Source organism: Burkholderia sp. MSMB1078WGS (genome assembly GCF_001528895.1).
Taxonomy (GTDB): domain Bacteria; phylum Pseudomonadota; class Gammaproteobacteria; order Burkholderiales; family Burkholderiaceae; genus Burkholderia.
This window is the reverse complement of the sequence record NZ_LPDI01000114.1, coordinates 118,300-142,786: the sequence shown is the minus strand read 5'-3', so window position 1 is coordinate 142,786 and position 24,487 is coordinate 118,300. Positions and strand designations below refer to the sequence as shown.

At 68.6% G+C, this 24,487-nt stretch carries 26 protein-coding genes; 15 read left to right on the top strand and 11 right to left on the bottom strand.

The features are described 5' to 3' along the window. The first annotated feature begins 13 nt into the window (after nt 1-13). The 11 genes from WT24_RS31250 to WT24_RS31200 are packed head-to-tail and all read left to right on the top strand — an operon-like array spanning nt 14 to nt 11,916. Entirely contained in the window at nt 14-1,597 is a 1,584-nt protein-coding gene (locus WT24_RS31250; protein ID WP_060037106.1) for an acyl-CoA ligase (AMP-forming), exosortase A system-associated, read from the top strand. Beyond that, on the top strand, nt 1,594-2,685 hold the full coding sequence (locus WT24_RS31245; protein WP_060037104.1) for a hypothetical protein: 1,092 nt from the start codon (nt 1,594-1,596) through the stop codon (nt 2,683-2,685). The genes WT24_RS31250 and WT24_RS31245 overlap by 4 nt, the downstream gene beginning before the upstream one ends. After that, a complete protein-coding gene (locus tag WT24_RS31240) occupies nt 2,685-4,532 on the top strand; it encodes an acyl-CoA dehydrogenase (protein WP_060037102.1) in 1,848 nt (615 codons plus the stop codon). Before WT24_RS31245 ends, WT24_RS31240 begins: the two co-directional genes overlap by 1 nt. Nucleotide 4,533: 1 nt before the next feature. After that, nucleotides 4,534-5,772 (top strand): citrate/2-methylcitrate synthase, encoded by a 1,239-nt coding sequence (locus WT24_RS31235; RefSeq protein WP_060037099.1) that lies wholly within the window; start codon nt 4,534-4,536, stop codon nt 5,770-5,772. 28 nt (nt 5,773-5,800) lie between these two features. Then, complete coding sequence (locus WT24_RS31230; protein WP_027786439.1) at nt 5,801-6,463, top strand: class I SAM-dependent methyltransferase; 663 nt, start codon at nt 5,801-5,803, stop codon at nt 6,461-6,463. Nucleotides 6,464-6,466: 3 nt separating this feature from the next. Further along, nucleotides 6,467-7,540, top strand: a complete 1,074-nt coding sequence (locus WT24_RS31225) for a TauD/TfdA family dioxygenase (RefSeq protein ID WP_059790114.1) — start codon at nt 6,467-6,469, stop codon at nt 7,538-7,540. Between the two features lie 11 nt (nt 7,541-7,551). Continuing rightward, nucleotides 7,552-8,565 carry an ATP-binding cassette domain-containing protein gene (locus tag WT24_RS31220; protein ID WP_060037141.1) on the top strand — a complete coding sequence of 338 codons (1,014 nt, stop codon included), beginning with the start codon at nt 7,552-7,554 and terminating at the stop codon, nt 8,563-8,565. Continuing rightward, the gene (locus WT24_RS31215) at nt 8,558-9,637 is read left to right on the top strand and encodes an ABC transporter permease (RefSeq protein ID WP_060037097.1); all 1,080 of its coding nucleotides are present in this window, start codon (nt 8,558-8,560) and stop codon (nt 9,635-9,637) included. The genes WT24_RS31220 and WT24_RS31215 overlap by 8 nt, the downstream gene beginning before the upstream one ends. Nucleotides 9,638-9,674: 37 nt before the next feature. After that, nucleotides 9,675-10,217, top strand: a complete 543-nt coding sequence (locus WT24_RS31210; protein ID WP_060037095.1) for a hypothetical protein — start codon at nt 9,675-9,677, stop codon at nt 10,215-10,217. Nucleotides 10,218-10,219: 2 nt separating this feature from the next. After that, the gene (locus WT24_RS31205; RefSeq protein ID WP_060037093.1) at nt 10,220-11,638 is read left to right on the top strand and encodes an FAD-binding oxidoreductase; all 1,419 of its coding nucleotides are present in this window, start codon (nt 10,220-10,222) and stop codon (nt 11,636-11,638) included. Between the two features lie 32 nt (nt 11,639-11,670). After that, a complete protein-coding gene (locus tag WT24_RS31200; RefSeq protein ID WP_059498701.1) occupies nt 11,671-11,916 on the top strand; it encodes a hypothetical protein in 246 nt (81 codons plus the stop codon). 97 nt (nt 11,917-12,013) lie between these two features. On the opposite strand, the gene WT24_RS31195 is transcribed toward WT24_RS31200, so the two are convergent. Genes WT24_RS31195 through WT24_RS31185 form a run of 3 tightly spaced genes read right to left on the bottom strand, consistent with a single transcriptional unit; the run spans nt 12,014 to nt 14,926 of the window. Next, nucleotides 12,014-13,366, bottom strand: coding sequence for a TRAP transporter large permease (locus WT24_RS31195; protein ID WP_059498702.1), 1,353 nt, complete (start codon nt 13,364-13,366; stop codon nt 12,014-12,016). Nucleotides 13,367-13,370: 4 nt separating this feature from the next. Continuing rightward, nucleotides 13,371-13,943 (bottom strand): TRAP transporter small permease, encoded by a 573-nt coding sequence (locus WT24_RS31190; RefSeq protein WP_060037091.1) that lies wholly within the window; start codon nt 13,941-13,943, stop codon nt 13,371-13,373. Further along, on the bottom strand, nt 13,940-14,926 hold the full coding sequence (locus tag WT24_RS31185; RefSeq protein WP_059498704.1) for a TRAP transporter substrate-binding protein: 987 nt from the start codon (nt 14,924-14,926) through the stop codon (nt 13,940-13,942). The genes WT24_RS31190 and WT24_RS31185 overlap by 4 nt, the downstream gene beginning before the upstream one ends. A gap of 565 nt (nt 14,927-15,491) precedes the next feature. Here WT24_RS31185 and WT24_RS34005 point away from each other — a divergent pair. After that, nucleotides 15,492-15,686, top strand: a complete 195-nt coding sequence (locus tag WT24_RS34005; RefSeq protein WP_082741815.1) for a hypothetical protein — start codon at nt 15,492-15,494, stop codon at nt 15,684-15,686. A gap of 35 nt (nt 15,687-15,721) precedes the next feature. Here WT24_RS34005 and WT24_RS31175 read toward each other — a convergent pair whose 3' ends face one another. The 4 genes from WT24_RS31175 to WT24_RS35055 all read right to left on the bottom strand — a co-directional run bounded on the left by WT24_RS31175 (nt 15,722) and on the right by WT24_RS35055 (nt 18,460). Beyond that, a complete protein-coding gene (locus WT24_RS31175; protein ID WP_257127590.1) occupies nt 15,722-16,807 on the bottom strand; it encodes a helix-turn-helix transcriptional regulator in 1,086 nt (361 codons plus the stop codon). A gap of 280 nt (nt 16,808-17,087) precedes the next feature. Next, on the bottom strand, nt 17,088-17,339 hold the full coding sequence (locus WT24_RS31170; RefSeq protein WP_060037139.1) for a hypothetical protein: 252 nt from the start codon (nt 17,337-17,339) through the stop codon (nt 17,088-17,090). A 356-nt stretch (nt 17,340-17,695) separates the two neighbouring features. Further along, nucleotides 17,696-17,890, bottom strand: coding sequence for a hypothetical protein (locus WT24_RS31165; RefSeq protein ID WP_060037085.1), 195 nt, complete (start codon nt 17,888-17,890; stop codon nt 17,696-17,698). A 174-nt stretch (nt 17,891-18,064) separates the two neighbouring features. Beyond that, a complete protein-coding gene (locus WT24_RS35055; protein ID WP_179949414.1) occupies nt 18,065-18,460 on the bottom strand; it encodes a hypothetical protein in 396 nt (131 codons plus the stop codon). Between the two features lie 215 nt (nt 18,461-18,675). Here WT24_RS35055 and WT24_RS31155 point away from each other — a divergent pair, with 215 nt between their 5' ends. Next, nucleotides 18,676-19,767 carry an NAD-dependent epimerase/dehydratase family protein gene (locus WT24_RS31155; protein ID WP_060037083.1) on the top strand — a complete coding sequence of 364 codons (1,092 nt, stop codon included), beginning with the start codon at nt 18,676-18,678 and terminating at the stop codon, nt 19,765-19,767. 267 nt (nt 19,768-20,034) lie between these two features. On the opposite strand, the gene WT24_RS31150 is transcribed toward WT24_RS31155, so the two are convergent. Further along, a complete protein-coding gene (locus WT24_RS31150; RefSeq protein ID WP_060037081.1) occupies nt 20,035-20,523 on the bottom strand; it encodes a RidA family protein in 489 nt (162 codons plus the stop codon). A gap of 227 nt (nt 20,524-20,750) precedes the next feature. Between WT24_RS31150 and WT24_RS31145 the strand changes: the two genes are divergently transcribed. Next, nucleotides 20,751-21,050, top strand: a complete 300-nt coding sequence (locus tag WT24_RS31145; protein WP_059498710.1) for an H-NS family nucleoid-associated regulatory protein — start codon at nt 20,751-20,753, stop codon at nt 21,048-21,050. Between the two features lie 172 nt (nt 21,051-21,222). Here WT24_RS31145 and WT24_RS31140 read toward each other — a convergent pair whose 3' ends face one another. Both WT24_RS31140 and WT24_RS31135 read right to left on the bottom strand, forming a co-directional pair. After that, nucleotides 21,223-21,555 (bottom strand): cupin domain-containing protein, encoded by a 333-nt coding sequence (locus WT24_RS31140; RefSeq protein ID WP_059790128.1) that lies wholly within the window; start codon nt 21,553-21,555, stop codon nt 21,223-21,225. Between the two features lie 560 nt (nt 21,556-22,115). Then, a complete protein-coding gene (locus WT24_RS31135) occupies nt 22,116-23,042 on the bottom strand; it encodes a LysR family transcriptional regulator (protein WP_060037079.1) in 927 nt (308 codons plus the stop codon). A 67-nt stretch (nt 23,043-23,109) separates the two neighbouring features. On the opposite strand from WT24_RS31135, the gene WT24_RS31130 reads away from it, so the two are divergent. After that, on the top strand, nt 23,110-23,727 hold the full coding sequence (locus tag WT24_RS31130) for a LysE family translocator (RefSeq protein WP_059498713.1): 618 nt from the start codon (nt 23,110-23,112) through the stop codon (nt 23,725-23,727). Between the two features lie 34 nt (nt 23,728-23,761). On the opposite strand, the gene WT24_RS31125 is transcribed toward WT24_RS31130, so the two are convergent. Continuing rightward, the gene (locus tag WT24_RS31125) at nt 23,762-24,394 is read right to left on the bottom strand and encodes an FMN-dependent NADH-azoreductase (RefSeq protein ID WP_059498714.1); all 633 of its coding nucleotides are present in this window, start codon (nt 24,392-24,394) and stop codon (nt 23,762-23,764) included. Nucleotides 24,395-24,487 lie beyond the last annotated feature (93 nt).

Here is a 24,487-nt window from a genome sequence, read left to right as displayed (position 1 = left end):
AGAGGAGCCGATCATGAACGCATTGATCAGCATCGCCGACCTGCTCGAACACGGCGCGCAGCGCTGGCCGCAGCGTCCGGCGTATGCCGACGGCGGCGGCACACTGACTTACGACCAGCTCGCCCGCGCGGTCCGGCGCGCCGCCGCCGTGCTGACGGCGCGCGGCGTGCAGCCCGGCGAACGCATCGCGATCTACGCGCCGAAGCGCATCGAAACCGTGGTCGCGATGCTCGCGGCCAACGCACTCGGCGCGATCTTCGTGCCGGTCAATCCGCAGTTGAAGGAAGCGCAGATCGAACATATCGTCGCCGACAGCGGCGCCGCGCTGTTCGTGACCGGCGCGCAGCGGCTCAAGCGCCTGCCGGCGCTCGCCGCGCTCGTCGGCGAACGCGTGATGCTGATGGAGGCACTGGCCGATGCGATCGACTCGCCCGGCACCGACACGCCGGCGTCGGCAGCGACCGCCGCCGGCCGCCCGGTCGACGACGATCCGGCCGCGCTGCTCTACACGTCCGGCTCGACCGGCAAGCCGAAAGGCGTCGTCGTGTCGCACCGCAACCTGGTGTCGGGCGCGTTCAGCGTCGCCGCGTACCAGGGGCTCGCCGAAGACGACGTCGTGCTCGGCGTGCTGCCGCTCAGCTTCGATGCGGGCCTGAGCCAGCTCACGACCGCGCTGGCGTCCGGCGCGTGCTATACGCCGCTCGACTTCCTGCAGCCGGCCGAAGTGCCGCGCCATTGCGACGCGTTCGGCGTCACGTCGATCACCGGCGTGCCGCCGCTGTGGATGCAACTCGCGTCCGCCGGCTGGAGCGACGCCGCGCGCACGCGGATCCGCCGCTTCGCGAATACCGGCGGCCATCTCGCGACGCCGCTGCTGCACCGTCTGCAGGCGCTGTTCACGCATGCGTCGCCCTACCTGATGTACGGGCTCACCGAGGCATTCCGCTCGACGTACCTCGCTCCGGCCGACGCGGCGCTACGCCCGACCTCGATCGGCAAGGCCGTGCCGAACGCGGAAATCCTCGTGCTGCGCGCGGACGGCAGCGAATGCGCGGCCGACGAACCCGGCGAACTCGTGCATCGCGGCGCGTTCGTCACGCTCGGCTACTGGAACCGGCCCGAGCTGACCGCGCAGCGCTTTCGCCCGCTGCCGCGCCGGCACGGCGAGATCCCGCGCCCGGACGTCGCCGTGTGGTCCGGCGACATCGTGCGGCGCGACGCGGACGGCTACCTGTATTTCGTCGCGCGCGGCGACGACATGATCAAGACGTCCGGCTATCGCGTGAGCCCGACCGAGGTCGAGGACGTGCTGTTCGCGTTGCCGCACATCCGCGAGGCCGCCGTGTTCGGCGTGCCGCACCCGGCGCTCGGCGAGGCGATCGCCGCGTGCGTCGTGTCGACGCTCGACGCCGCCGCCTGCCGCGCCGACATCGCGCGGGCGTGCCGCGACGCGTTGCCCACCTACATGAACCCGCTCGTCGTCGAGCTGCTGCCGGCGTTGCCGCGCAACCCGAACGGCAAGATCGACCGGCCGGCGCTGAAAGCGCAGTATCGCGACGCATTCGCGCGCCCGAACCTCGAGGAGACCGCCGCATGACCCTGTCGACGCTCGATGAAACCTGTATCGGCGCGCCCCGCGTCGCCGCGCCCGGCACGCTCGCGTTGTCCGGCGGCGTCGTGGTGCTGCCGCCCGCCGTCGTGTTCAGCGCGATCCAGGCGCAGGAGCGCCATCCCGGCTACCGGCACCTGCTGCTGCCGCAGGCGCGCTTTGCACGGCCACGCGGCACGGGCGCGCTGACGCCCGACGAAGGCACGCGCCTCGCGCCGGGCGGCCGGCCCGTGCTGCGCGTCGCGCCGCCCGGGCGCAGCCTCGCCGACCTGGCCGCCGATGCCGCGCTCGACCTGCGCGATCAGCTCGGCTCCGGCGCGCTTGCGCGCACGACGCACGTGATCGTCGCGAGCTGCGCACTCAACGAAGGCATCGGCGACTCGGTCGTCGGCCGCATGCAGTACGAACTCGGGCTGCAGCGCGTGACGCCGTTCGCGCTCGGCCAGAACGGCACGCTCGGCTGGTATTCCGCGCTGATGCTGCTCGACGGGCTGCTCGACGAAGGCGACCAGGCGCTCGTGATCCTCAGCGACAAGTGGCTCTATCCGTTCTTCCGCCAGTTCGGCGACCTGGTCGGCTACGGCGACGCGGCCGCGGCACTGCTCGTCTCGCGCGCGGGCCCGGCGCCGGAGCCGGCCGCGTGGGGCGGCGTCCGGGCGGTCGCGCTCGAATTCGGGCCATCGATCGCCGATCCGTGGGCCGATGCGCCGGTCACGCTGCGCGACACGCTCGCGCCGGTCGCCGCCCGCGCGATCCGCCGCGCGCTCGAGCAGGCCAACCTGCGCGCGAGCCAGATCGACTGGTGCGTGCCGCCCGGCTTCGATCCCGGCTTCGCGGCGCGCGTGGCCGACGCCGCGTCGATTCCGGTCGCCGCGCGCATCCAGCACGACGGATCGGGCCATCTGTCGTCCGCCGAATCGGCCGCCGCGCTGATCCGGCTCGCGGGCGCGCTGGACGAAGGCGAACGCCGCACGGTGCTCGTGTGGGACGCGGCGCTGCACGGCGCGGCGGCCGCGGCCGTCGTCGATCTGGCCGGCGGCCTCGACGCCGCGCTCGATATCGAAGGAGACGCATGATGAGCGCATACAAGGTCAGTCTGCGCGAACTGCGCTTCTTTCTGTGGGAACTGTTCGAGGCCGACCGGCACTTTCTCGAACATGGGCCGTACAGCGCGCACGACCGCGCGTCAGTGGATGCGCTGCTCGAACGCGCACGCGATTTCGCGCTCGACCTCGGCCGCAGCTACCAGCAGGCCGACGTCGAGGGCTGCACGCTGCTCGACGACGGCCAGGTACGGATTCCTTCGCATTTCCACGCCCTGTGGGCGCGCTTTCGCGACGAGTGGTCGAACACGCTGTTCGGCACCGCGCACGGGCTGCCGCCGATCGTCACGCAGATGATCTACGAGATGTTCATGGGCGCGAATCCGTCGTTCATGACCTACGGCGGCTTCACGCGCCCCGCGATCAAGCTGCTGCAGATGCACGGCACGCCGCACCAGAAAGCGCTCGTCGCGCCGCTCGAAGCGTACCGCTGGGACGCGTGCTTCTGCGCGACCGAGCCGCAGGCCGGCACCGACCTCACCGCGGTCGCGCTGCGTGCGACGCCGCTCGAACGCGACATCTACGCGATCGACGGCGAGAAAGTCTATATCTCGGCCGGCATGCACGAGCTGACGGAGAACACGCTGTACTTCGTGCTCGGCCGCATCGACACGGCGTCGCCGGATTCGTTCTCGCTGTCGTGCCTCGTCGTGCCGCGCTTCTGGCCCGACGAGGCAACCGGCGAGCTGCAACCGAACCACGTCGACTGCATCGGCCTGCCGCGCAAGATGGGGCTGAAGGGTTGCGCGAACACGCACCTCGTGTTCGGCGCGAACGGCACGACCAAGGGCTGGCTGCTCGGCGGCCGGCGCAACGTCGGGTTGCTGCAGCTGATGCCGCTGATGAACCAGGCGCGGATGAGCACCGGGATGTTCGGCGTCGGCGTCGCGTCGAGCGCGTACCTGCATGCGGTCGAGTATGCGGGCCGCCGGCTGCAGGGCCGGCCGATCGAGCGCGCATCGAACACGAATGCCGCGCGCGTCGCGATCGTCGAGCACGCGGACGTGCAGCGCATGCTGGTCGACATGAAAAGCCGCGTCGACGGCTGCCGCGGGCTGCTCGGCAAGCTCGCGGCGACCGCGACGCGCGCGGCGATGCTCGAAGCGACGCCCGACGCCGACCCGGCCGAGATCGAACGCCATCGCAAGCTGCAACTGCTGCTGACGCCGATCTGCAAGGCGTTCATTTCCGACCAGGCGTGGCGCATCTGCGAGACGGCGATCCAGGTGCACGGCGGGCTCGGCTACACCGACGCGAGCCCCGTCGAGCAGAACGCACGCGACGTGAAGATCCTGTCGATCTGGGAAGGCACGAACTACATCCAGGCGCAGGACCTCGTGCGCGACAAGCTCGGCTTCGGCCGTCATTCGCGGCTGATCCAGTACTACCGCGACGAACTCGACGCATTCCTCGCCCATCAGCATCAACCCGGCACGCATGCGGAGCTGCGGCCGCTGTTCGATGCGCTGCGCGCGGGCGCCGACCGGATCGCCGCCGCGCTCGACGACATCGCGCGCGACGTGCAGGACGGCCACACGCATCGCAGCAGCCAGTTCTACACGCGCTTCCTGGAGATGTTCGGCGTGGTCACGTCGGCGTGGGTGCTGCTCGAATCGGCGACGATCGCCGCGCGCCGGCTCGACGCGCCCGGAACGGCCGACGTGCCGGCCGAGCTCGCGTTCTATCGCGGCAAGCTGAAAAGCGCGCGCTACTACTTCGCGAACGTGCTGCCCGTCGTCGACCAGCACGCGGCCGTGATCGCCGCGATGGCGCACGCGGCGATCAGCGTCAGCAGCGACGAACTCGCCGCGGCGGAATGACATGGACACGACACTCGATTCCGGCACCTCCGTCCACGCGGCCGGCGATGCGCCGCGCAACCTGCTGGGCCGCCCGGCGACGCGCCATCGCGGCACCGACATCGACGGCGCGACGCTCGACCCCGAAGCGCTGCGCGTGCGCGACCTCGACCTGAACGCGCTGATCGGGGCGACGACGTTCGAAGGCGCGCTCGCGCATCTGTGGTTCGACGTCGCGCCCGGCAGCGCCGCGCATCGCGCGCACGAGGCGGCGCTCGGCGCGCGGCTCGCGGCGTTCGCCGACGCGCTGGCGCCGGGCTCGGTCGGCCAGTCGGTCGCCGCCGACCTCGGCGCGGCAGGCGTCGCGCCGGTGTTCGCGGCCGCGTCCGGCCTGCTGCGCGGCCTCGACGACGTGACGGCGCGCGTGCGCAGCCCGGCGCCGGACGATGCCGATCTCGACACGATGCTGCTGTGCGCGGCCGCCGCGCCGTTCCTGCTGCACGCGGCGATCGAGGGCCGGCCGTTCGCCGCCGGCACGGCCGGCCGCGCGTCGCTCGACGCGGCCGCGACGCAAGCGCAGCGCATGCTCGTGCTGACCGGCGCGACGCGCGGCGATGCGCCGGCGCAAGCGGCCATGGACATGCTGCTCGTCGCCTGGCACGCCGGCTTCGGCTACATCACGCCGACCGTGCTCGCGCCGCGCGTCGCGATCGGCACCGGCGTCACGCTGGCGCAGGCGATCGCGTCCGGCTTCCTCGCCAGCGGGCCGTCGCACGTCGGCGCGGCGCTCGAAGCGATGCAGTGGCTCGCGGCGCTCGCACGCTCGGTGCCGGGCGGCACCGGCGCGCCGCCGGCCGCGCTCGACGCGGCCGGGCGCACGGCGATCGATGCGGCGCTCGACGCGAAACGCACGCTGTACGGCTTCGGCCATCCGCTGTTCGTCGCCGATCCGCGTCCGCCGCACCTGCGCGGCCGGTTCGCGGCATGCGGCTTCGACGGCGGCTACGTGACGCTGTTCGACGCGTGCTGCGCGCAGGCCGACGCGCGCCGTGCGCTGCGGCCGAACATCGATTTCCTGACCGCCGCGACGCTGCTCGAACTCGGCGTCGCCGCGCCGTCGTGGGGCGTCGGCGTCGGGCTCGGCGCACGCATCGCGGCGATGGCCGCGCATGCGGTCGAACGGCGCCGCCGCCCCGCGTTCGGCGTCAACAGCGCGACCGCGCGACGGCTCCTGGCCGCCGTGCCGGTCGGCTGGCTGTGAACCCTCACCCTTTCGCACAAGGAACGTCATGCTGCTCAAGAACCTGCGCCCGGCGAACGACTACGATCGCTTCGCCACCGAAACGCTCGAACCCTGGGACCTGCTGTTCATCAGTCGCATCCGCCAGCTGGCGCGCGGGATGACGCCCGGCACGATCGCCGACATCGGCACGGCCACCGGCGTCGTGCCGGTGCGCCTGGCGACCGATCCGGCGATGCGCGGCTGGCGCTACGTCGGCATCGACCTCGATCCGGCGATGCTCGACGAAGGCCGCCCACGCATCCGCGAACTCGGGCTCGACGACACGATCGAGATGCGCGTCGGCGACGCGCTCGCGCTGCCGTTCGACGACGGCACGCTGACGATGGCGGTCGGCCGCGCGACGCTGCATCACCTGCCCGACAAGGCGCTCAGCCTGACCGAGATGTACCGCGTGCTGGAGCCGGGCGGCATCGCGCTCGTGCACGACATGCGCCGCGACGCGCCGCAGCACCTGCTCGACCGCTTCACCGAGATGCGCGCGGCCGCCGACTATCCGCCGACCCACGTCGAGGAAAAGATCACGCTCGACGAAGCGCACGCGCTCGTCGCCGCGGCCGGCCTCGCGGCGGTTGCGTCGATCTACAGCCCCAGCGCGGGGCTCGGCGCGCTCGGCTTCGAAATCCTGCTGAAGAAACCGGCGCTGGCCTGAGCGATGACCGATCTCGCCTTCCTCGCCGCCCATGCCGCCGCACGGCTCGGCGCCGACGACGTGCACTGCGCGGCGGTCGCGCCCGGCGCGACGCTGCCGCTGTGCGTGACGCCGCGCAGTGCCGAACTCGCGACGTCGCCGGAGATGTTCGTCGCGTGGTACCGCTCGCGGCTCGACACGATCGACACGCTGCTCGACGCATGCGGCGCGCTGCTGTGGCGCGGCTTCGCGGTACCCGACACCGCCGCGTTCGGCCGCCTCGGCGCGCTCTATCCGGCGCACGCGAACGGCTATACGGCCGGCGCCGCCCCGCGCCGGCAGATCGACGGCCAGGTCTACGAGTCGACCCGCATGCCGCCGCCGTTCAGGATCGGGCTGCATCAGGAGATGGCCTACATGCCCGCGTTCCCGCGCCTCGTCGCGTTCTACTGCCGGCAGCCGGCCGACGCGGGCGGCGAGACGCCGATCTGCGACATGCGCCGCGTGACCGCGCGCGTGCCGGCCGCGCTGCGCGAGCGGTTCGCCGAACGCGGCGTGATGTACCTGCGCAATTTCGCGGCGCCGGGCGACCGCGCCGACGGCCTCGCGGCGAACCCGAACCTGCCGTTCGCCGCCTACCATCGGCCGTGGGACGACGCATTCGGCACGACGGATCGCGACGAGGTCGAGCGGCTATGCGCGGAACGCGGCGTCGGCTGCCGCTGGCTCGACGACGGCAGCGTGACCGTGTCGCACGTCGGCAGCGCGCTGCGCACGCACCCGCGCACCGGCGAGACGGTGTGGTTCAACCAGGCGAGCGCGCAGCACCCGAATCCGCGTTCGATGGGCGAGCTCAGCTATCGCTACCTGCAGCGCATGTACGGCGCGCGCGCCGCGTTCCCGTACGAGATCCGCTACGGCGACGGCGCGCCGATGCCGTTCGACGATCTGGTGGCGATCTACGACGCGCTCGACGACGAGGAGCGGGCGTTCCCGTGGCAGGCCGGCGACGTGCTCGTCGTCGACAACATGCTGGTCGCGCACGGCCGCAACCCGTACCGCGGTGCGCGCGACACGCAGGTCATGCTGTTCGACTGAGGATGCCCACGATGAGCGTTTCGCTTCTTGCGTCCGTGCGCGCGATGTTCGGCGCGCCCGCCGCGTTCGACCGGCCGCAGCGCGCGGGCCTGCCGCCGCTGCCCGATGCGCATGCGCCGGACGCAGCGCTCGGCGCGCGCGCGATCGACGTCACGGCCGGCGATTTCCGTTTCTCCGCGCGCCACGTGCGGTTCCGGCTCGGCGCGATCACCGCGATCGTCGGGCCGAACGGCTCGGGCAAGACCACGCTGCTCGAAACGCTGCTCGGCTTCCGGCGCGGCGGCAGCGACGTGCGCGTGCTCGACGTGCCGGCCGAACGCTTCATGCGCGATTCGCGGTCGCTGCAGCGGATCGGCGCGCAATTGCAGAAGGTCGAGTATCCCGATCATCTGCGCGTCTCGGAGATCGTCGCGCTGCACCGCGCGATGTACGCGCACACCGATGCGGCGATCGCCGATGCGCTCGGCATCGCCGAACTGCTCGACAAGCCGTGCCGCGCGCTGTCGAAGGGGCAGCGCCAGCGCGTGGACCTGTACGTCGCGCTCGCGCACCGGCCCGAGCTGGCCGTGCTCGACGAGCCGTTCACGGGCCTCGACCGCCGCTATGCGGGCGTCGTGATCGACCTGCTGCGCCATCGCGCGCGGGGCGCGAGCGTCGCGATGATCTGTCATTCCGAGGAAGAACTGAGCGTGGTCGACGATCTCGTCTGGGTGCGCGACGGCGGCGTGCGCTACCAGGGCGACCGGGACACGCTGCGCGCCGAGCTCGTCGGCGATGCGCGCGCGGTCCTGCATTGCCGCGACGAAGCCGACGCGCGCGCGCTGCACGAGCGGCTCGCGGCGCTGCCCGGCGTGACCGGCGTGCGCGTGTCGGCCGCGCACGTGGTCGAGGCGTTCGGCGATACGACGCTGCATCCGAACGTGCACCGGATCGTCGGCGAACGCGGCATCCAGCATCTCGCGCTCGCGCCGAGCACGCTGGGCGACCTGCTGCGCCTGTGCACCGAGGGCCCGACCCATGACTAAGGTGTTCCTGATCCTCGTGCGCAACGAGCTGCTCGGCTATCTGCGCAGCCGCTCGTCGCTGTTCTGGACGCTCGTGTTTCCGGTGTTCCTGCTGAGCGTGATGCTGTTCGCGTTCGGCGGCTCGGGCTCGCTCGGCACGGCCGACATCGCGTTCGACGCGCCCGGCGGCGCGACGCCGTACAGCCGCGCATGCGAAGCGCAGATCGTCGACAGCCTGTCGCACAGCGACACGGTGAAGGCGACCTTCGGCGGCCGCGGCGCGCCGGCCGATCGCGTGACCGTCGTGCTCGGCGCCGACGAACGCACGCCGGCGACGATCCGCTACGACTTCAACGGCCCGCTCGCGGTCAAGGCCGCGTCCCGCGTCGTCGAGATCGCGCTCGCGCGCTGCGCCGCGCAGCGGCTCGGGCTGCCGGCCGCGCAGGCGCGCTTCGAGAATGCCGCGCCGACGCGCCGGCCGTTCGATTACGGCGCGTTCTTCGCGACCGGCATCCTGGTGATGGCGTTCATGGCGATCGGCCTGAACTCGACGACCACCGCGATCGCCGCGCTGCGCGAGCGCAATACGTTCAAGCTGTACGTGTGCTTCCCGGTCTCCCGCAGCGTGTTCCTCGCCGCGCTGATCGTCGCGCGCATGGCGATGATGGCGCTGTCGGCGCTCGTGCTGCTGACGGTCGCACGCGTCGCGTTCGGCATCGCGCTGCCGATCGCGACGCCGGACGGGCTGCGCGCGTTGCCGATCGTGCTGCTCGGCGCGGCGATGGTGCTGAGCATCGGCGTGCTGCTGGCCAGCCGCACCCGGTCGCTCGCGGCGGCCGAACTCGCGTGCAACGTCACCTACTACCCGCTGCTGTTCTTCAGCGACCTGACGATCCCGATGCACGACGCGCCCGCGTGGCTGAAGGCCGGGCTCGCGTTCCTGCCGACCAACCAGTTCGCCGTCGCGCTGCGCGGCGCGCTGGTCGACGGCGCACCGTACGCGCAGCTCGCGCCGCAACTGCTCGGCATGACCGCGTGCACCGCGCTGTTCCTGTTCGCCGCCGCGCGACTGTTCCGCTGGCACGACGCCTGACGCGTCGCCACGCCGTTTCGACGAAGGAGAGACACCGATGAAATCGAACCATCCCATAACCGACTACCTGCTGCATGCGAGCAACTTCCTGCCGGCGATCGTGTTCCTGTTCTACGGCCGGCTCGGCCCGGAGCAGCCGGGCCTGCGCTGGACCCACGCGTTCCTGATCGGCGGCGTGCTCGCGCTCGTGCATGGCGCGTGGCTGATCCGCCGCGCGGAGCGCAACAGCATCGCGATCGGCGTCGACCTGTTCCTCGTGATCGGCGCGGTGCTCGCGCTCGTCTCGCCGACAGGTAGCCGTCTGTGGGGCGAGGAACTCGGGCCGGCCGCGATGCTCGTCTGCGTGCTGGTGGTCGGCATCGTCCATACCGCCTGGTCGGACGGCGGCTTCGTCGACGGTGCGTTCGTCGACCACGCGCGCACGCGTTCGCTGTCGCTCGTGCTGCTCGCCGTCACCGTCGTCGCGCTCGCGGTGTCGATCGCGATGCGCCACAGCCCGCTGTGGGGCGGCGTCGTGCCGCTGATCGCACTGGTCATCGTGCGCGGCCGGCTGCGCAAGCAGCTCGCGCGGGCAGGCTGACGATGAACGCGCTGCCCGCCCATGCGGCACACGCCGCGCAACGGCACGCGCTCGCCGCGGCGCTCGGCGACGGCTGGCTCGACGGCGCGGCGTGCGAGCCGTATGCGACCGACGTCGCGCGCTACGGCGGCGTGCCGCTCGGCGTCGCGCGGCCGGCGTCGACCGCCGACACGCGCGCGCTCGTGCGCGTCGCCGTCGCGCACCGGATCGCGCTCGTCGCCCAGGGCGCGCGCACCGGGCTCGTCGGCGCCGCCGTGCCCGATCGCAGCGGCACGCAATGCGTGGTGTCGTTCGAGCGGATGCGCGCCGTGCGCGCGTTCGATCCGGCCAATCGCAGCATCACGGTCGAGGCCGGCGTGCGGCTGTCCGACCTCAATCGGGTGGCAGGCGAAGCCGGGCTCTGCGTGCCGATCGATCTCGGCAGCGATCCGGCGGCCGGCGGCCTCGTCGGCGCGAACGCGGGCGGCAGCCGCCTGATCAAGTACGGCGACGTGCGCCGTCACGTGCTCGGCGTCGAAGTCGTGCTCGCGGACGAAGCCGGCACCGTGATCGACGCGCTCGCGCCACTGCGCAAGCGCAACGCCGGCTTCGACGTCGCACAGTGCTTCATCGGCGCGAATGGCGCGAACGGGCTCGTGACGGCCGTGTCGTTCGCGCTCGCGCCGCTCGAACGGTCGTCGTGCGCGGCGTTCGTCGCGTTCGCGTCGTACGACGCGGCGCTCGCCGGCCTGCTCGCATTCGAGCGTGCATTCGGCGAGATGCTGTCGGCGTTCGAATTCATGTCGGCGGCGGCGGTCGGTCGCGTCGCCGCCGTGTTTCCGGCGTTGCGGGTGCCGTTCGAGGCCGACACCGCCGCATGCTACGCGCTCGTCGAGATCGCGACCGGCATGCCCGGGCTCGATGCGCTGCTCGAGGAACGTGCAGTCGCGACGCTCGACGCGCTCGCGCAACGACACGAGGTGCTCGACGCGGCGTGCGCGCCGGCCGAACGGTTCTGGCGGATTCGCGACGCGCTGCCGGCCGCGGTCGCGCAGGACGGCATGCCGCTGTCGTTCGACGTGTCGTTCCCGCGCGGCGCGCTGGCCGGATTCGTCGCCGATGCCGAGCAATGGCTCGCGGCCGCGCATCCGGCGCTGCGCTGTCATGCGTTCGGCCATTTCGGCGACGGCGGCTGCCATCTCGTCGTGTCGATTCCGCATGCCGACGCGCAACGCTACGGGCCGCTGCAGCAGATGGCGCTGCGCGGCGCGCTGTACGACCGCGTCGCGCGCGCGGGCGGCTGCTTCAGCGCGGAGCACGGCGTCGGGCCCGTCAATATCGCGTACTACCGCAAGCACGTGCCGGCCGCGCAACGGCAGGTCGCCGCCGCCGTCCAGCACGCCGTCGATCCGCTGGGCCTGATCGGCCGGGTCCGCTACTGACGCGCCGCTGCGCGGCGCCACGGAGATTTCGCATGATGTTTCGACACTCGCCCGGCCCGCACACCATGGCCGAACCGGACACCGACGAGCATTCGTTCTCCGGCATCCCGGGCCCGTTGCCCGACTCGGGCGTCGTGGTGAACGTGCGCGGCGTCGCTTACGTGATCCGGTTGCCGCCGCGCGACCATGCGCGCCCGGCGCTGTGGCGCGCGCTGGCGGACTGGCGCGACGAGCGGTCGGCCGACGGCGACGTCGAGCCGGATGGGCGGCAGGATTGAGCAGCCGCGTCGCGACGGCCCGGCAAGCACGCCGCGCATGCGAGCGCGGCGCCGGACCACCTCGGTCGTCCGGCGCCGCGACGGGCGAAGCACGCCGTCAGAACACCGCGTGCCCGCTGATCAGGCTCGGCAGCCACGTCGAGAAGAACGGCAGGTACGTGACGATGTTGATCGCGCTGAAGATCGCCAGATAGTATGGCCACGCCATCTTCGTGGTCTCGCCGATCGACACGTTGCCGATCGCGCAGCCGACGAACTGCACCGACCCGATCGGCGGGTGCACGAGACCGAGCGAGCAGTTCAGCAGCAGCATGATCCCGAACTGCACCGGCCCGACGCCGCACGCCATCGCGATCGGCAGGAACAGCGGCGTCGTGATCAGGATGTGCGCGGCCATGTCGACGAACGTGCCGAGAAACACCTGGATGATGTTGATGTACAGCAGCATCAGCCACGGCGCCGCGGTCGACTGCTTCAGCAACCCTTCGATCGCATCCGGAATCTCCAGGTACGACATCTGGAAGCGCAGCATGTTGGACACCGCGATCAGCAGCAGCACGACGCCCGTCGTGCGCGCCGCATGCGACAGCGCGCGGCGCAACTTCTCGGCGGTGAGCGTCCGGTAGACCACCGCGGTCAGCACGAGCGAGTAGACCACGGCGATCGCGGCCGCTTCGGTCGCGGTGGCGATGCCCTTCGCGACGCACACGAGGATGATCGCGATCACCATCAGCCCGGGCACCGCGCCGACGAAGCTGCGCAGCACCGCATACCAGCCGGGAAACCGCGGCAGCGCGGACGAGCCGTCTGCGCGGCGCGGATAGCCGTGACGCACGGCCTGCCAGTACGCGGCGGCGAGCACGAAGCCCATCACCCACAACACCGGCAGGAGCCCCGAGAACAGCAGGTCGCCGATCGACACGCCGCTCACCGGCTGGCCGTGCAGCATCCCGGTGATGCCCTGCGCGGCGAACGCGTAGATGATCATGTTGGTCGACGTCGGCATCAGCGCGCCGGCGAGCGACGCATGCGTGGTCACGTTGACCGCGTACGCGGCGCTGTAGCCTTCGCGCTTCATCAGCGGAATCACCACGCCGCCCATCGCCGACGTATCGGCGGTCGGCGAGCCCGACACGCCGCCGAACAGCGTGCACGCGACGACGTTCGCCATCCCGAGGCCGCCGCGGAAGTGGCCGACGCTCGCCTGCGCGAAGCGCAGGATCCGGTCCGCGATGCCGCCATGCAGCATCAGTTCGCCGGAGAAGATGAAGAACGGCACCGCGAGGAACGAGAACGCGTTCATCCCCGAGATCATCGCCTGCATCGCGGTCGCGATCGGCAGGCCTTCGACCATGTAGGTCAGCACGCACGAAATGCCGAGCGCGAACGACACGGGCACGCCGAGGACGAGGAATATCAGAAAACTGACGGACAGGATCGCGAGTTCCATGGCGTTATTGTCCCGACGAAGAACGACGAAGCGCGAGCAGGTGCTCGAGCGAGAAGAGGACGATCGCAACCGCCGCGGGCATCGCGATCAGGTAGCGCACGCCTTCGGGCAGCCCGATGATCGGAATGCGGTCGCCCATCGTCTCGGCGGCCATGCTGCCGCAACCGATCATGATCATGATCGCGAACGCGATCAGGCTCAGGTGCTGGATCGCGACGACGACCGTGCGCGCCTTCGGCGACAGCCGGCGCACCAGCGAATCGAGGCCGATATGGCCGCCGTCGCGCACCTTCATCGCCGCGCCGAACATCGCGATCACGATCACGAGCAGCAGCGCGATCGGCTCGACGAAATCCGGTGCGTTGTCGAACGCGTAGCGCATCACGACCGCGTAGAACACCAGCACCGTGAGCACCGCGAGGCACGCCGATGCGATCACGGCCAGCACGCGAAACAGCAGGTCGTTCACGCAGCGCAACAGCGGCACGGCGTGCGGCGGCGCCGGCGCTGCGCCGTCGGGGGCGGCGGCCGGCGAGCCCGCGGCCGCCGCGCCGTTCAGGGAAGTGCGACGCGTCACTTGGTGGCCTCGATCTCGTCGACGATCTGCTTCATCTGCGGCGTCTTTTCATACTTGGTCCACAGCGGCTGCATCGCCTTCACGAACGCCGCGCGGTCGATCTGCGCGGCCGGCAGGATCTTCGCGCCGCCCTTCGTCACCATCTGCTGCGCCGACGCTTCGCGCGCGGTCCACAGCTTCTGGTAGTACGGCACCGAATCGGCCGCCGCCTTCCTGATCGCCGCCTGCTCCTGCGGCGACAGCGTGTCCCAGACCTTCTTCGAGAACACCAGCACTTCCGGCGTCATCGCGTGCTGCGTCTCCGAGTAATCGGGCGCGACTTCGTAATGCTTGGTTTCCTCGTACGACGGCAGGTTGTTTTCCGCCGCGTCGACGAGCCCCGTCTTCAGGCCCGTGTATACCTCGGCGAACGGCATCGGCGTGGGCGTGCCGCCCATCGCCTTGATCTCGTCGACCATCAGGTCGGACGGCTGCACGCGCACCTTCAGCCCCTTCATGTCCGCCGGCGAGCGCACCGGGCGCTTCGCGTAGATCGAGCGCGCGCCGCTCTCGTAGAACGTCAGCGCGATCATCCCCTTCGCGGTGAACGCATCGAGGATCTTCTGGCCGGCCGGGCCGTACATCGCCTTGCGGAAATGGTCGATGTCGCGGAACAGGAACGGGAACGACGGGATCAGCGATTCCGGCACGATCTCGTTGAACGACGCGCCGTTCACGCGCGCCATGTCGATCGCGCCGATCCGCACCTGGTCGACCGTGTCCTTCTCGGAGCCGAGCGCGCTGTTGCCGAACACCTTGATCGAATCCTTGCCGCCCGTCTGCTTCGACAGCTCGTCGCCCATGAACTTCACGGCCATGTTGGTCGGGAAGTTGTCGCCGTGCACGTCCGCCGAGCGGAACACGCGCGCCTGCGCGGACATCGCGAAGCCGGCCATCAGTGCGACGGCCAGGGCGGCACGGGAGCCGGGGAATCGGTGTTTCATGGTGAGTCTCCTTGATGGTCGATCGTTGTTGTGCCGCGATCCGCCGGCCCGCGCGGGCTTCGCCGATACGCTTCCTCGAACCGCAGAGTCATACGTCGTATGACGTGTTCAGCGAATGTACGTCGGTTAACCGTTTAACTCACTTGGTGCATACCCCTATAACCGCTGCCATCCAAGGTTTTCGGCAGGAAACAGGGAATCGCCTTCTCCAGTTTTACGCTTTTCCGCGAAACGTTTTCCGGAAACGGGTCGGCATGCGAATCGGACGCCGAAGGCATGGCTTCCCGACATCCGACGGTCTTCTTTCGCTTCGCTTGCCATCGTTATAGGATGACTGATCACACCATCGCCACGCCGTTGCGATGCCACGAGCATGCGCCGGCCCGCATTCCGCATGACGCGATTCGGGTCCGTGGCGCACGGCCGACGACCCGCGCCGGCGGCCGTGGTTCACGTGTACGCCAATTCGTTCTCGCGAACGCGCGGGAAACCGTCGTCGCGCGCTCCGCCTGCCAGGCACGCGCGATGCTCGCCGTCATCGCATCCGACGCGAAAGGAGCCAGCGATGTCGACCACGAAGCCATCGGCGACCCCCGAGCCGGCTACCCCGCCGAATGCCGGCGACGAAGGCCCGGCCAATGCGCCGGGCATCGGCGAGGACACGTGCCGCGTCTGCCGCGGCACCGGCAGGGTGGAAGGTCAACCCTGCACCGTCTGCGGCGGGACCGGCAAGATACTGCAGGGAATCGGCGGCGGATAGGTAACAACGCCGCCGCATCTGCGCATATCGATCGCTCAGGTCTGCATGACGAGCGACGTGAGCTGGGCTGCGCGCGCCACGTCCGTTTTCGTGTAGATCGACTTGATCTGCGCGCGGACCGTGCCGATCGACACGCCGCGCAGCGCCGCACACTCCTGCGGCGAGCGCCCGTCGCAGCACAGCAGCACCGCGAGCTCGGCTTCCGCCGACGACAGCCCGTAGAACACCCGCAAGCGCTGCGCGCGCGCTGCCGGCGAACGCAGGTCGGCGGCCGTCATCAGTGCCGCAACGCCGGGCCGCTCGCGCGCGAGGCGCGACTGCTCGGGAACGGGAATCAGCGCAAGCGGCAGCGGCTCGCCCGTCGCACGACGCAGCAACAGCCCGCCGCGTGCGAATGCATGCCGCCATTGCGCGTCGTCGACGCAGCCTTCCGGCGCGAACCGGCCGCTCACGATCCGCAGCGCCGGTTCGGCGGCGATCAGTTGATCGGCCGCGCGGTTCGTATAGCGCAGTTCGCGCTGGGCGCCGAGCAGGAACACCGGCACCGGCACCGCATCGAGCGCCGATTCCGCGGCGGCCACGCGCGCTTCGAGCTCGCCGATGCGCGCGTGGATGCGCAGCGCGCGGCTGATGTGCGCGCCCATGATTTCGATGGTGCGACGCTGCTCGTCGGACAGCCCTTGAGATTCGAGGCCGCTCTGTACGCTGAGGAAAGCGCCCGCACCGTCGCCGTGATGGATGTACAGGCCCGAGATGCCGCCGAGCCCGAACGGCTGCATGAATTCCCGATAGAACACGCCATGTGTGCGCTGCCGCACCGACAGATGCTTCACGTCCTCGAACCAGCGCCCTGCGGGCCAGTCCGCGGCAACCGGCACGACCGGGTCGTACAGGTGGAACTCGGCGTTGTAGCGGTGCAGGCACGCGGCGACCCATGACGGATCGTCGCCGGCCACCTGCTCGATCGCCGGCAGCCGTGCCGCATCGTCGAACGACAGCAGTATGGCCATGCGCACGCCGACCGACAGACGCAGCCCGTCCAGCACCGCTTCCCATCGTTGGTCGCCCAGCGCCGCAGCGTAGACGTCATCGATCCATGCCGACGGAACCCACCCGTTCATCTGCATCTGGCCACCCCGCGCCATGCGTTTTTGTCGAACGCCGTTCGGGCATCTTAGTCAATCGGCCTCATTGTTCAAATCGTCGATGCGGGTTTGATCGAAATACCACGTTTTCTACCGTTTCTCGTCTGACGTAATGGCCGTTTCGGACATGGCGGCGCAATCCGCGTCGACGCAGAAGGGCGCCTGCGCAGCGTCGATCGACGCGATGACATCCGGATGAAAGCACGCAGCCGACGGCGCGACGAAACGTTTTTCGCTGCCCGACTCGACGATGCACTTACTTCATCGTCGCGAACCGCACTTCCATCTCGTCGATCTTCGCGAGCACAGCTTCGCTCAGCGTTCTGACGTGACGCGGCACGTCGGGCGTCGACATCAGTTCCTCGATACGCCCGCGCCAGTATCTCGGATGCCTGACGCGCCCCGCCCCCGACATCGACACGTCGTCGAGGTCCGTCTCGCTGTCCAGCAGCGCCACCATGCGCTGGATATGCGAGAGCTCTCGTTCCACATAGTCTCGTGCGAGCATAGTGATTGAAACTCCCCCGAAATACGGCATCAGGCCTTCGGTCATCAACGCGCCACCGCGCGCGGCGCCGACGATGCACCGCACACGTTGCACGCCAGCGTACGCGACGACCGTGTCAGTCGACTGTGCGAACGCGCACAGCGATCGACGAAGCAACGACAGACCTGTTCGAGTGTTCCGGCGATATCCGGTGCCGGTACCCCGGTGTTCATCGTAGGCGTACCGCCCGGCCGCGGCATCCCCAAAAGTGGGGATGCCGGCCGATATCGGTCGGGTAATGACTGACGGAAATGCCGGGGAGCCGGAACGGCCGGCGTGGGTGGCCGGTCGGCTCCGCAAGGCGACGCTGCCGTGCGCTACCGACGATAGGGCGGCGGCGCGAGTTCGAGCGGATCGGGGTTCAGGCGCACCCACGCCACCGCGAGCCGGCACAGTTGCGCCGGGTCGCCGGATTGGCGCTTGACGTCCTGCATGACGGCTTCCACGTCTGACAAATCGGCCGCCGGCAGCGACGTGCCGGTGCGCACGATCGCCGCGAACGCATCGGCCATCTTCCTGAAATCGGCATCCCAGTTGCCACCGCCGTTGTGTTCGAGTTCATGCGCGATACGGCCCGAGATCCGGATCAGTTCGCCCTTCGATCGCGTCCGTATCGTCGGCCGTTCGTCAAAGTGTTAACGCGGTTTTGCATCCGTCGCCGGTGCGCGCGCAACCCGCCGCCCCCGTCAGTCCAGCGGCTCCAGCCCGTCCGGGAGCCCGGATGCGCCGCCGAGCTTCGTGATGTTCCAGCGTGCGGCGTCGTTCCAGTCGTAATCCATTCGATAGGAAAACCGGGCATTGGCGCGAAACAGCGCGGCGCGGAATGTCCTGCCGTCGTTTGCGAGCGCGTCGCGCAGTTGCGGCCCGATGCGCATGATCCCGCCGATGAAATCGCGGTGCTCCATGGTCGACACCAGCTCGACGCCGGCCGCCGTCGCATATGACGCACGCGCGCCGTACTGCCCGTCGCCCGGTGCGCTGAAGCAAACGTAAACTTCGCGCCAGCCGGGAAAAGCGGATTGCATGTAGCCGATTACGTGCCTGGCGAATTCGATCACCCGCTCTGTCGCGTCGTCGTTCATCGATCGGCCCCGACATGAGATCGGTGACGAGCGTAAACGGACACGACGCGACGCGTCAATGGCCGCCGGCATACCGCCGCGCGGCCCGTTCGCCGAATCCGGAACCGTCAGCGATCCCGAGCATCGCTGCAGGCCACCGGTATCGCGCCGCCTGTCACCCCTTGCATGTCGATCGACACGCGTGGCGAGTGAAATGACTTGCAAAAAGCGGCATCATGGTGCATCCCCTCCGCAACGGAATCCCGTCCGTGAATATCGATACCGACCTCCCCGTCATGGTGACGGGCGCAACCGGATACGTCGCCGGCTGGCTCGTGCAGCGGTTGCTCGAGGCGGGCCTGACGGTCCATGCGGCCGTCCGCGACCCCGACAGCCCGGACAAGCTGAAACATCTCCAGCGCATCGCGGCCGGCAAGCCCGGCACGATCCGCTATTTCCGCGCCGACCTGCTCGAACCCGGGTCGTACGAGGACGCGATGACGGGTTGCGCGATCGTGTTCCACACCGCGTCGCCATTCACGGTCACCGTTCGCGATCCGCAGAAGGAGCTGGTCGATCCGGCGTTGCTCGGCACGCGCAACGTACTCGAGACGGCCAACCGCATGCCGTCGGTGCGGCGCGTCGTGCTGACCAGCAGTTGCGCGGCGATCTACGGCGACAACGCCGATCTCGCTGCGACGCCCGACGGTATGTTCACCGAAGCAATCTGGAACACCAGTTCGTCGCTCACCCATCAACCCTATTCGTATTCGAAGACGGTCGCCGAGCGCGAAGCGTGGCAAATCGCCCGCCGGCAGCAACGCTGGGATCTCGTCACCATCAATCCGTCGCTCGTGATCGGGCCCGGCATCAATCCGTACGCGACGTCGGAGAGCTTCGAGATCGTCCGGCAGATGGGCGACGGCACGATGAAGGCCGGCGTGCCGGATCTCGGCATGGGCGCGGTGGACGTCCGCGACGTGGCCGACGCGCATCTGCGTGCGGCGTTCTTGCCGAGCGCCAATGGCCGCTACATCGTCTCGGCGCACGACACGAGCCTGCCGGCGATGGCCGCCACGCTGCTGGAACGGTATGGCGCCGACTATCCGATTCCGCGACGCATCCTGCCGAAGTGGCTGGTGTGGCTGGTCGGCCCGCTCGCGAACAAGAGCGTGACGCGCCGCGTGATCGCGCGCAACGTCGGGCTGCCCTGGCGCGCGGACAACAGTCGCAGCCGCAATGAACTGGGCATCCGCTATCGCCCGCTCGCCGAGTCGATGAACGACTTCTTTCAGCAGCTCGTCGAAACCGGGCAATTGCGGCGATGAACCGCTTCGCGCAGCGGCGGCTCGGCGACGATGGTGCAAACTTGAAAACCCTGCCGGCGGTAAGTTCGCGCGAAGCTCGCGCGGCATGACCTCGATCGCTCGGACCTACCCTCCGGTCAGATCGTCTTCCTGCCCGGCTACCGGAGTCCGCATTCGTTCTTCCGCGCATTCGATGAACGGACCGCGATGACGCCCGAAGCCGCCCGCTCGCGCACGGCGCGCCGATCGACGCAAGGCGGCCCGTTCCGTCGGCGCGGCCATGCCCGGTCAACCAGCGGCGCCGCTGCGATTCAGCCCGAAAATGAAATCGGCTTCGACCGACGCGCCCTTCGGCAATTGCAGCACACCGACCGACGTGCGCGTATGGACGCCGGCGTCGCCGAGCACTGCATACAACACGTCCGACGCGCCATCGGCCACCTCGCTTTGCATCGTGAAGCCGGGCGCGCTTCGCACGTGCACGGTCATGCGCGGCACCGTCGCGATCGCATCGAGCGTGCCGCACTGCTTGCGGATCAGCGCCAGCGCGCGCAGTGCGGAAATGCCGGCCGCGCGACGGCCGTCGTCCAGCGAAACGGATTCGCCCACGATGCCGACGAAATGCACGACTTCCCCGATTCGCGGAATCTGGCCGGCGACGTAGGCCGTCGTTCCGTCGACCAGGACGGGCGTGTACTTTCCGCCGATCCTGATCGTTTCGTCCGGATCGAATCCGAATTCGGCCGCAACCTGTTTGAGTTTGTCATCCCTGTTCATCAGTGAATTCCCCAATCCTTCTGAAAAAAGATAAAGAATAATTGAGTCTCCGAAGCTTGTCCCGCATGAGAAGATCGGACGCAAACGATCCAATCAAACGACTTCTCAGGTGTTCGAAGCAGTCGTGCATTGCCATATCCGCAATACAATTCGTAGTCGGCGCAATTTTCTTCGTCATTTCCGGTTGAAACCGCTATCATGTATGGACACAACCTGAAGAGTGATATATGGCAACTTACAAGGAACTGAAAGCTCAAATGGACGCTTTGGCCGAGAAAGCCGAAGCAGCGCGCGCCGCTGAATTCCAGGCGGTCGTCGACGACATCCGCACCAAAGTCGCGGAATACGGCATTACCGAAAAAGACATTTTCGGTACGCGCCGCGGTCGGCCGGCCAGACAGTCGGGCGCTCCCGTGCAGGCAAAGTATCGCGATCCGAAGACCGGGGCGACCTGGTCGGGCCGCGGTCGCGCACCTGCATGGATCAAGGATGCGAAGAATCGCAATCGATTCCTGATCCAGGAATAAGATTCCCCGCATGGGCCGGCGCGTGATTCGACACGCTGTCCGGCAATTTGGGCATTGATTGGCGCATCGATACCGGCGGCATTCCAAAGCCGCTCCGGTCGACGAGGTTTTGCCCGATCGGCGTGTCGCGCACAGGTCAATCCACCGATCGTGCCGCACGCCCATCCTTTCTTCAGCGTTCATAATAGATCGCAAGCCAGACGGTTTGCACTTCGTCATGCGTCCATGCGACACGATGACGGCAATGCGGCTCGATCAGCACGTAATCTCCGGCGCGCATATCGAGCCGCGTCGCATCCTCTTCGAATTCGAGCACGGCCGCGCCGGACAGCAGCACGACCCATTCGGCCCGCGGGTCGTCATACCAGAACCCGTCCGGGCTCGCATGCCCCATCGATACGATCCGCTCGACGTTTACGCGCGGGCCCGTGACGAGCATGTCGATTCGCTCGTCGCCGCCGCGCCGCCCGTCGACGGCGAATAAATTACCGGTTTGAAGTTGCATGGCTTCGCCTCGTCGTCGATCTTCGGGTAAAGGATGCGGATTTAAAGGCAACGCGAAATATTTGCTGCAGCCTGACGCGCCCCGGCTTGCCCATGTGCCGTTAAAAGCCGTGTCAAAAAGATGAAGAATGACGGTGATTTCATCGGCGCTCATTCGTTGCAAAGATAAAACACGCACCGGCATTCTTTTAGCGACGCCCGCACCATCACGCGTCATTTCCGGTAAAGCCGATCGACCTCCTGCCGGCCCCCGCAGCGTCGAGCCAGGGCAATCGGCCGCGAACATTCGGCCGGCAATTCGGTATCCTGCTTGCAGCGCGCGCCCCGATCGATGCATTTTCCGTTCGCTGGCCGACACGAGCAAGCATCGGGAAGTCCATTCATGCTTTATTTCGATTCGAGGTGGCGTTTGCCCGACGAGCGGCGATATTGCCGGGGGCGTCGATATCGATGCGAGCGCCGACGAAGTACCGGCTCTCGCGGCGCGCAGGATCGCATGGTGTGCCGCGCATCCGGGCACGCGCTTCGCCGGTCATTCGAAAGCGCGCCCGACAGCCGTCGTCAGACCATCGCCCTCAACCATCCCAGCAACGCCGCGTACGCACTCCCGTCCATCGCCGGCGTCGGCGTCAACAGGTAGTAATCCGATCCATCCTCGACGAACCCCATCGGCGCAACCAGCACACCGCTTTCGATGTCGTCGCGCACCAGGTGCCACGGTCCGATCGCGACTCCCAGCCCCGCGACGGCCGCCTGCAGACTGAAATAGAAATGGTCGAACCGCTGCCCGCGCCCATTCGCGGCCGGTTGATTCGCCGCCGCCGCCCAGGCATTCCATGCGTCCGGCCGAGTGCGTGTATGCAGTCGCACAGCGTCGGGCTTCAGCGCGCGGGCAGCACCGCGACGCGACGCAAACCACGCACCGACCTTGTCCGGCCGGCAAACCGGCCCCACGCGTTCGGCGAACAGATGCTCGGCGTGATACGCCGCCGGCCACGCAAAATCGTTGCGACGAATCGCCATGTCGATGCCGCTGTCGAACGAGAACGGCCCGCCGGCAGCGGCCAGATGGATATCGACGCCCGCATGCTGCGCCTGGAAATCCGGCCAGCGCGGCATCAGCCAGCGCATCAGGAGCGTCGGCTCGCACGACAGGACCGAACGCCGCGCCCGGGCAGCGTCGGTACGCAAGGCGTGGGCGGCGTGACGCATCAGGCCCAGGCCGTCATGGACGGCCTGCGCGAGGGTGCGGCCCGCCTCGGTCAGGAACACGCGACGGCTGCGCCGCTCGAACAGCGCCACGCCCAGATCGTCCTCGAGCAGACGCACCGCGCGACTGACCGCGCCATGGGTCAGGCACAGCTCGTCGGCCGCGCGGCTGAAATGCTCGTGACGCGCCGCCGCCTCGAAACACCGCAGCGCCATCAGCGACGGCAGGCCGGTACGGATCGATTGTGATTCAGACTCACCGTTCTGGTCAGAAATCATCGTTTTTCCCGATGAAGCACGATGGATACGATTGTGCCATCAACATATCCGTCGCAGGAGCAACGCCATGACCGAATTGATAGTCGTAGTCACCATCACGCTGCTGGCCGTCATCAGCCCGGGGCCGGACTTCGCGATGGTCACGCGCAACAGCCTGATGCTGTCGCGTCGTTCCGGCGTACTCACCGCATGCGGGATCGGGCTCGGCGTGATCGTTCACGTGAGTTACACGCTGCTGGGCGTCGGGCTGCTGATTCGTCAGTCGGCGTGGCTCTTCAATACCGTCAAGCTGATCGGCGCGATCTACCTGGTCTACCTCGGCGCAAGGATGCTCATGACGAAAGCCGGCGGCGTGCAAGCCGACACCGCCGTGGCGCCGCTGTCCGATCTCGCCGCGCTGCGCACGGGCTTTCTGACGAATGCGCTGAATCCCAAAACCACGGTGTTCATCGTCAGCCTGTTCATGCAGGCAGTCCGGCCCGACACGCCGTTGATCGTGCAGATCGGCTACGGCGCATTCATCGCGGCCGCCCATGCCGGCTGGTTCGGCCTCGTGGCGCTCTGTTTCTCGGCCACGGCTGTCCGCGATCGCCTGCTGTCGCTGCGGCACTGGATCGATCGCACGTTCGGATGCGTGCTGGTGGGCTTCGGCGTCGCGCTCGCCATCGCCCAGGGCGGGCGCTGAGTCAACCCGCGCCGGCTGCGCGGGGCCGTCAACGTCAGAACGTCCGCGCGATCGCCCGTGCCTCGTCGATCGCCCGGCTCCGATCGACCTTCCCGTCCGCACCGAACAACGTGCGCTCGACGACGATTCCGGTGACATCCGTCACGCCCACGAACTTGAGCCACGTTTCCATGTAAGGGCGCTGCAGATCGAACTCGGCGGCCGGCGTAAACGACCCCGGCGCCTGGTAGGCGAGCCCGCGTGCATAGACCACCGCCGCCTTTTTGCCGGCCAGCTTGCCGGCAAACCCCGCTGCGTCGAACGTGAACAACACATCCTTCTGCGAGATCACGTCGATCAGGTGCTTGAGCTTGTACGGAATACTGAAATTCCACAGCGGCACGCCGAACAGGAATTTGTCCGCTTCGTGGAACGGCGCCGCGAGCCGTTCGATCTGCTGCCACGCTACCGCCTGCTCCGGCGTCAACGCCGTGCCGCTCAACCCGGCATATTTCGCGGCCAGCGCGGCGCCGTCGAATTCGGGCATCGGCAGATCCCAGATATCGAGCTTCCGAATCTCGTGATCGGGATGGGCATGCCGGTACGCGTCGAGAAACGCATCGCACACCTCGATGGACGCCGAATAAGCCTTGTTGGGTGAGCCTTCGATATAGAGTACGCGTGTCATGGCGCCGGTCCTTGCCAAGGGTGACGACGGCGCGCCCGATGCGCGCTCGCCCACCGCGCTTCACAGCCTATCCGGCCGGCCTATAATCCGGAA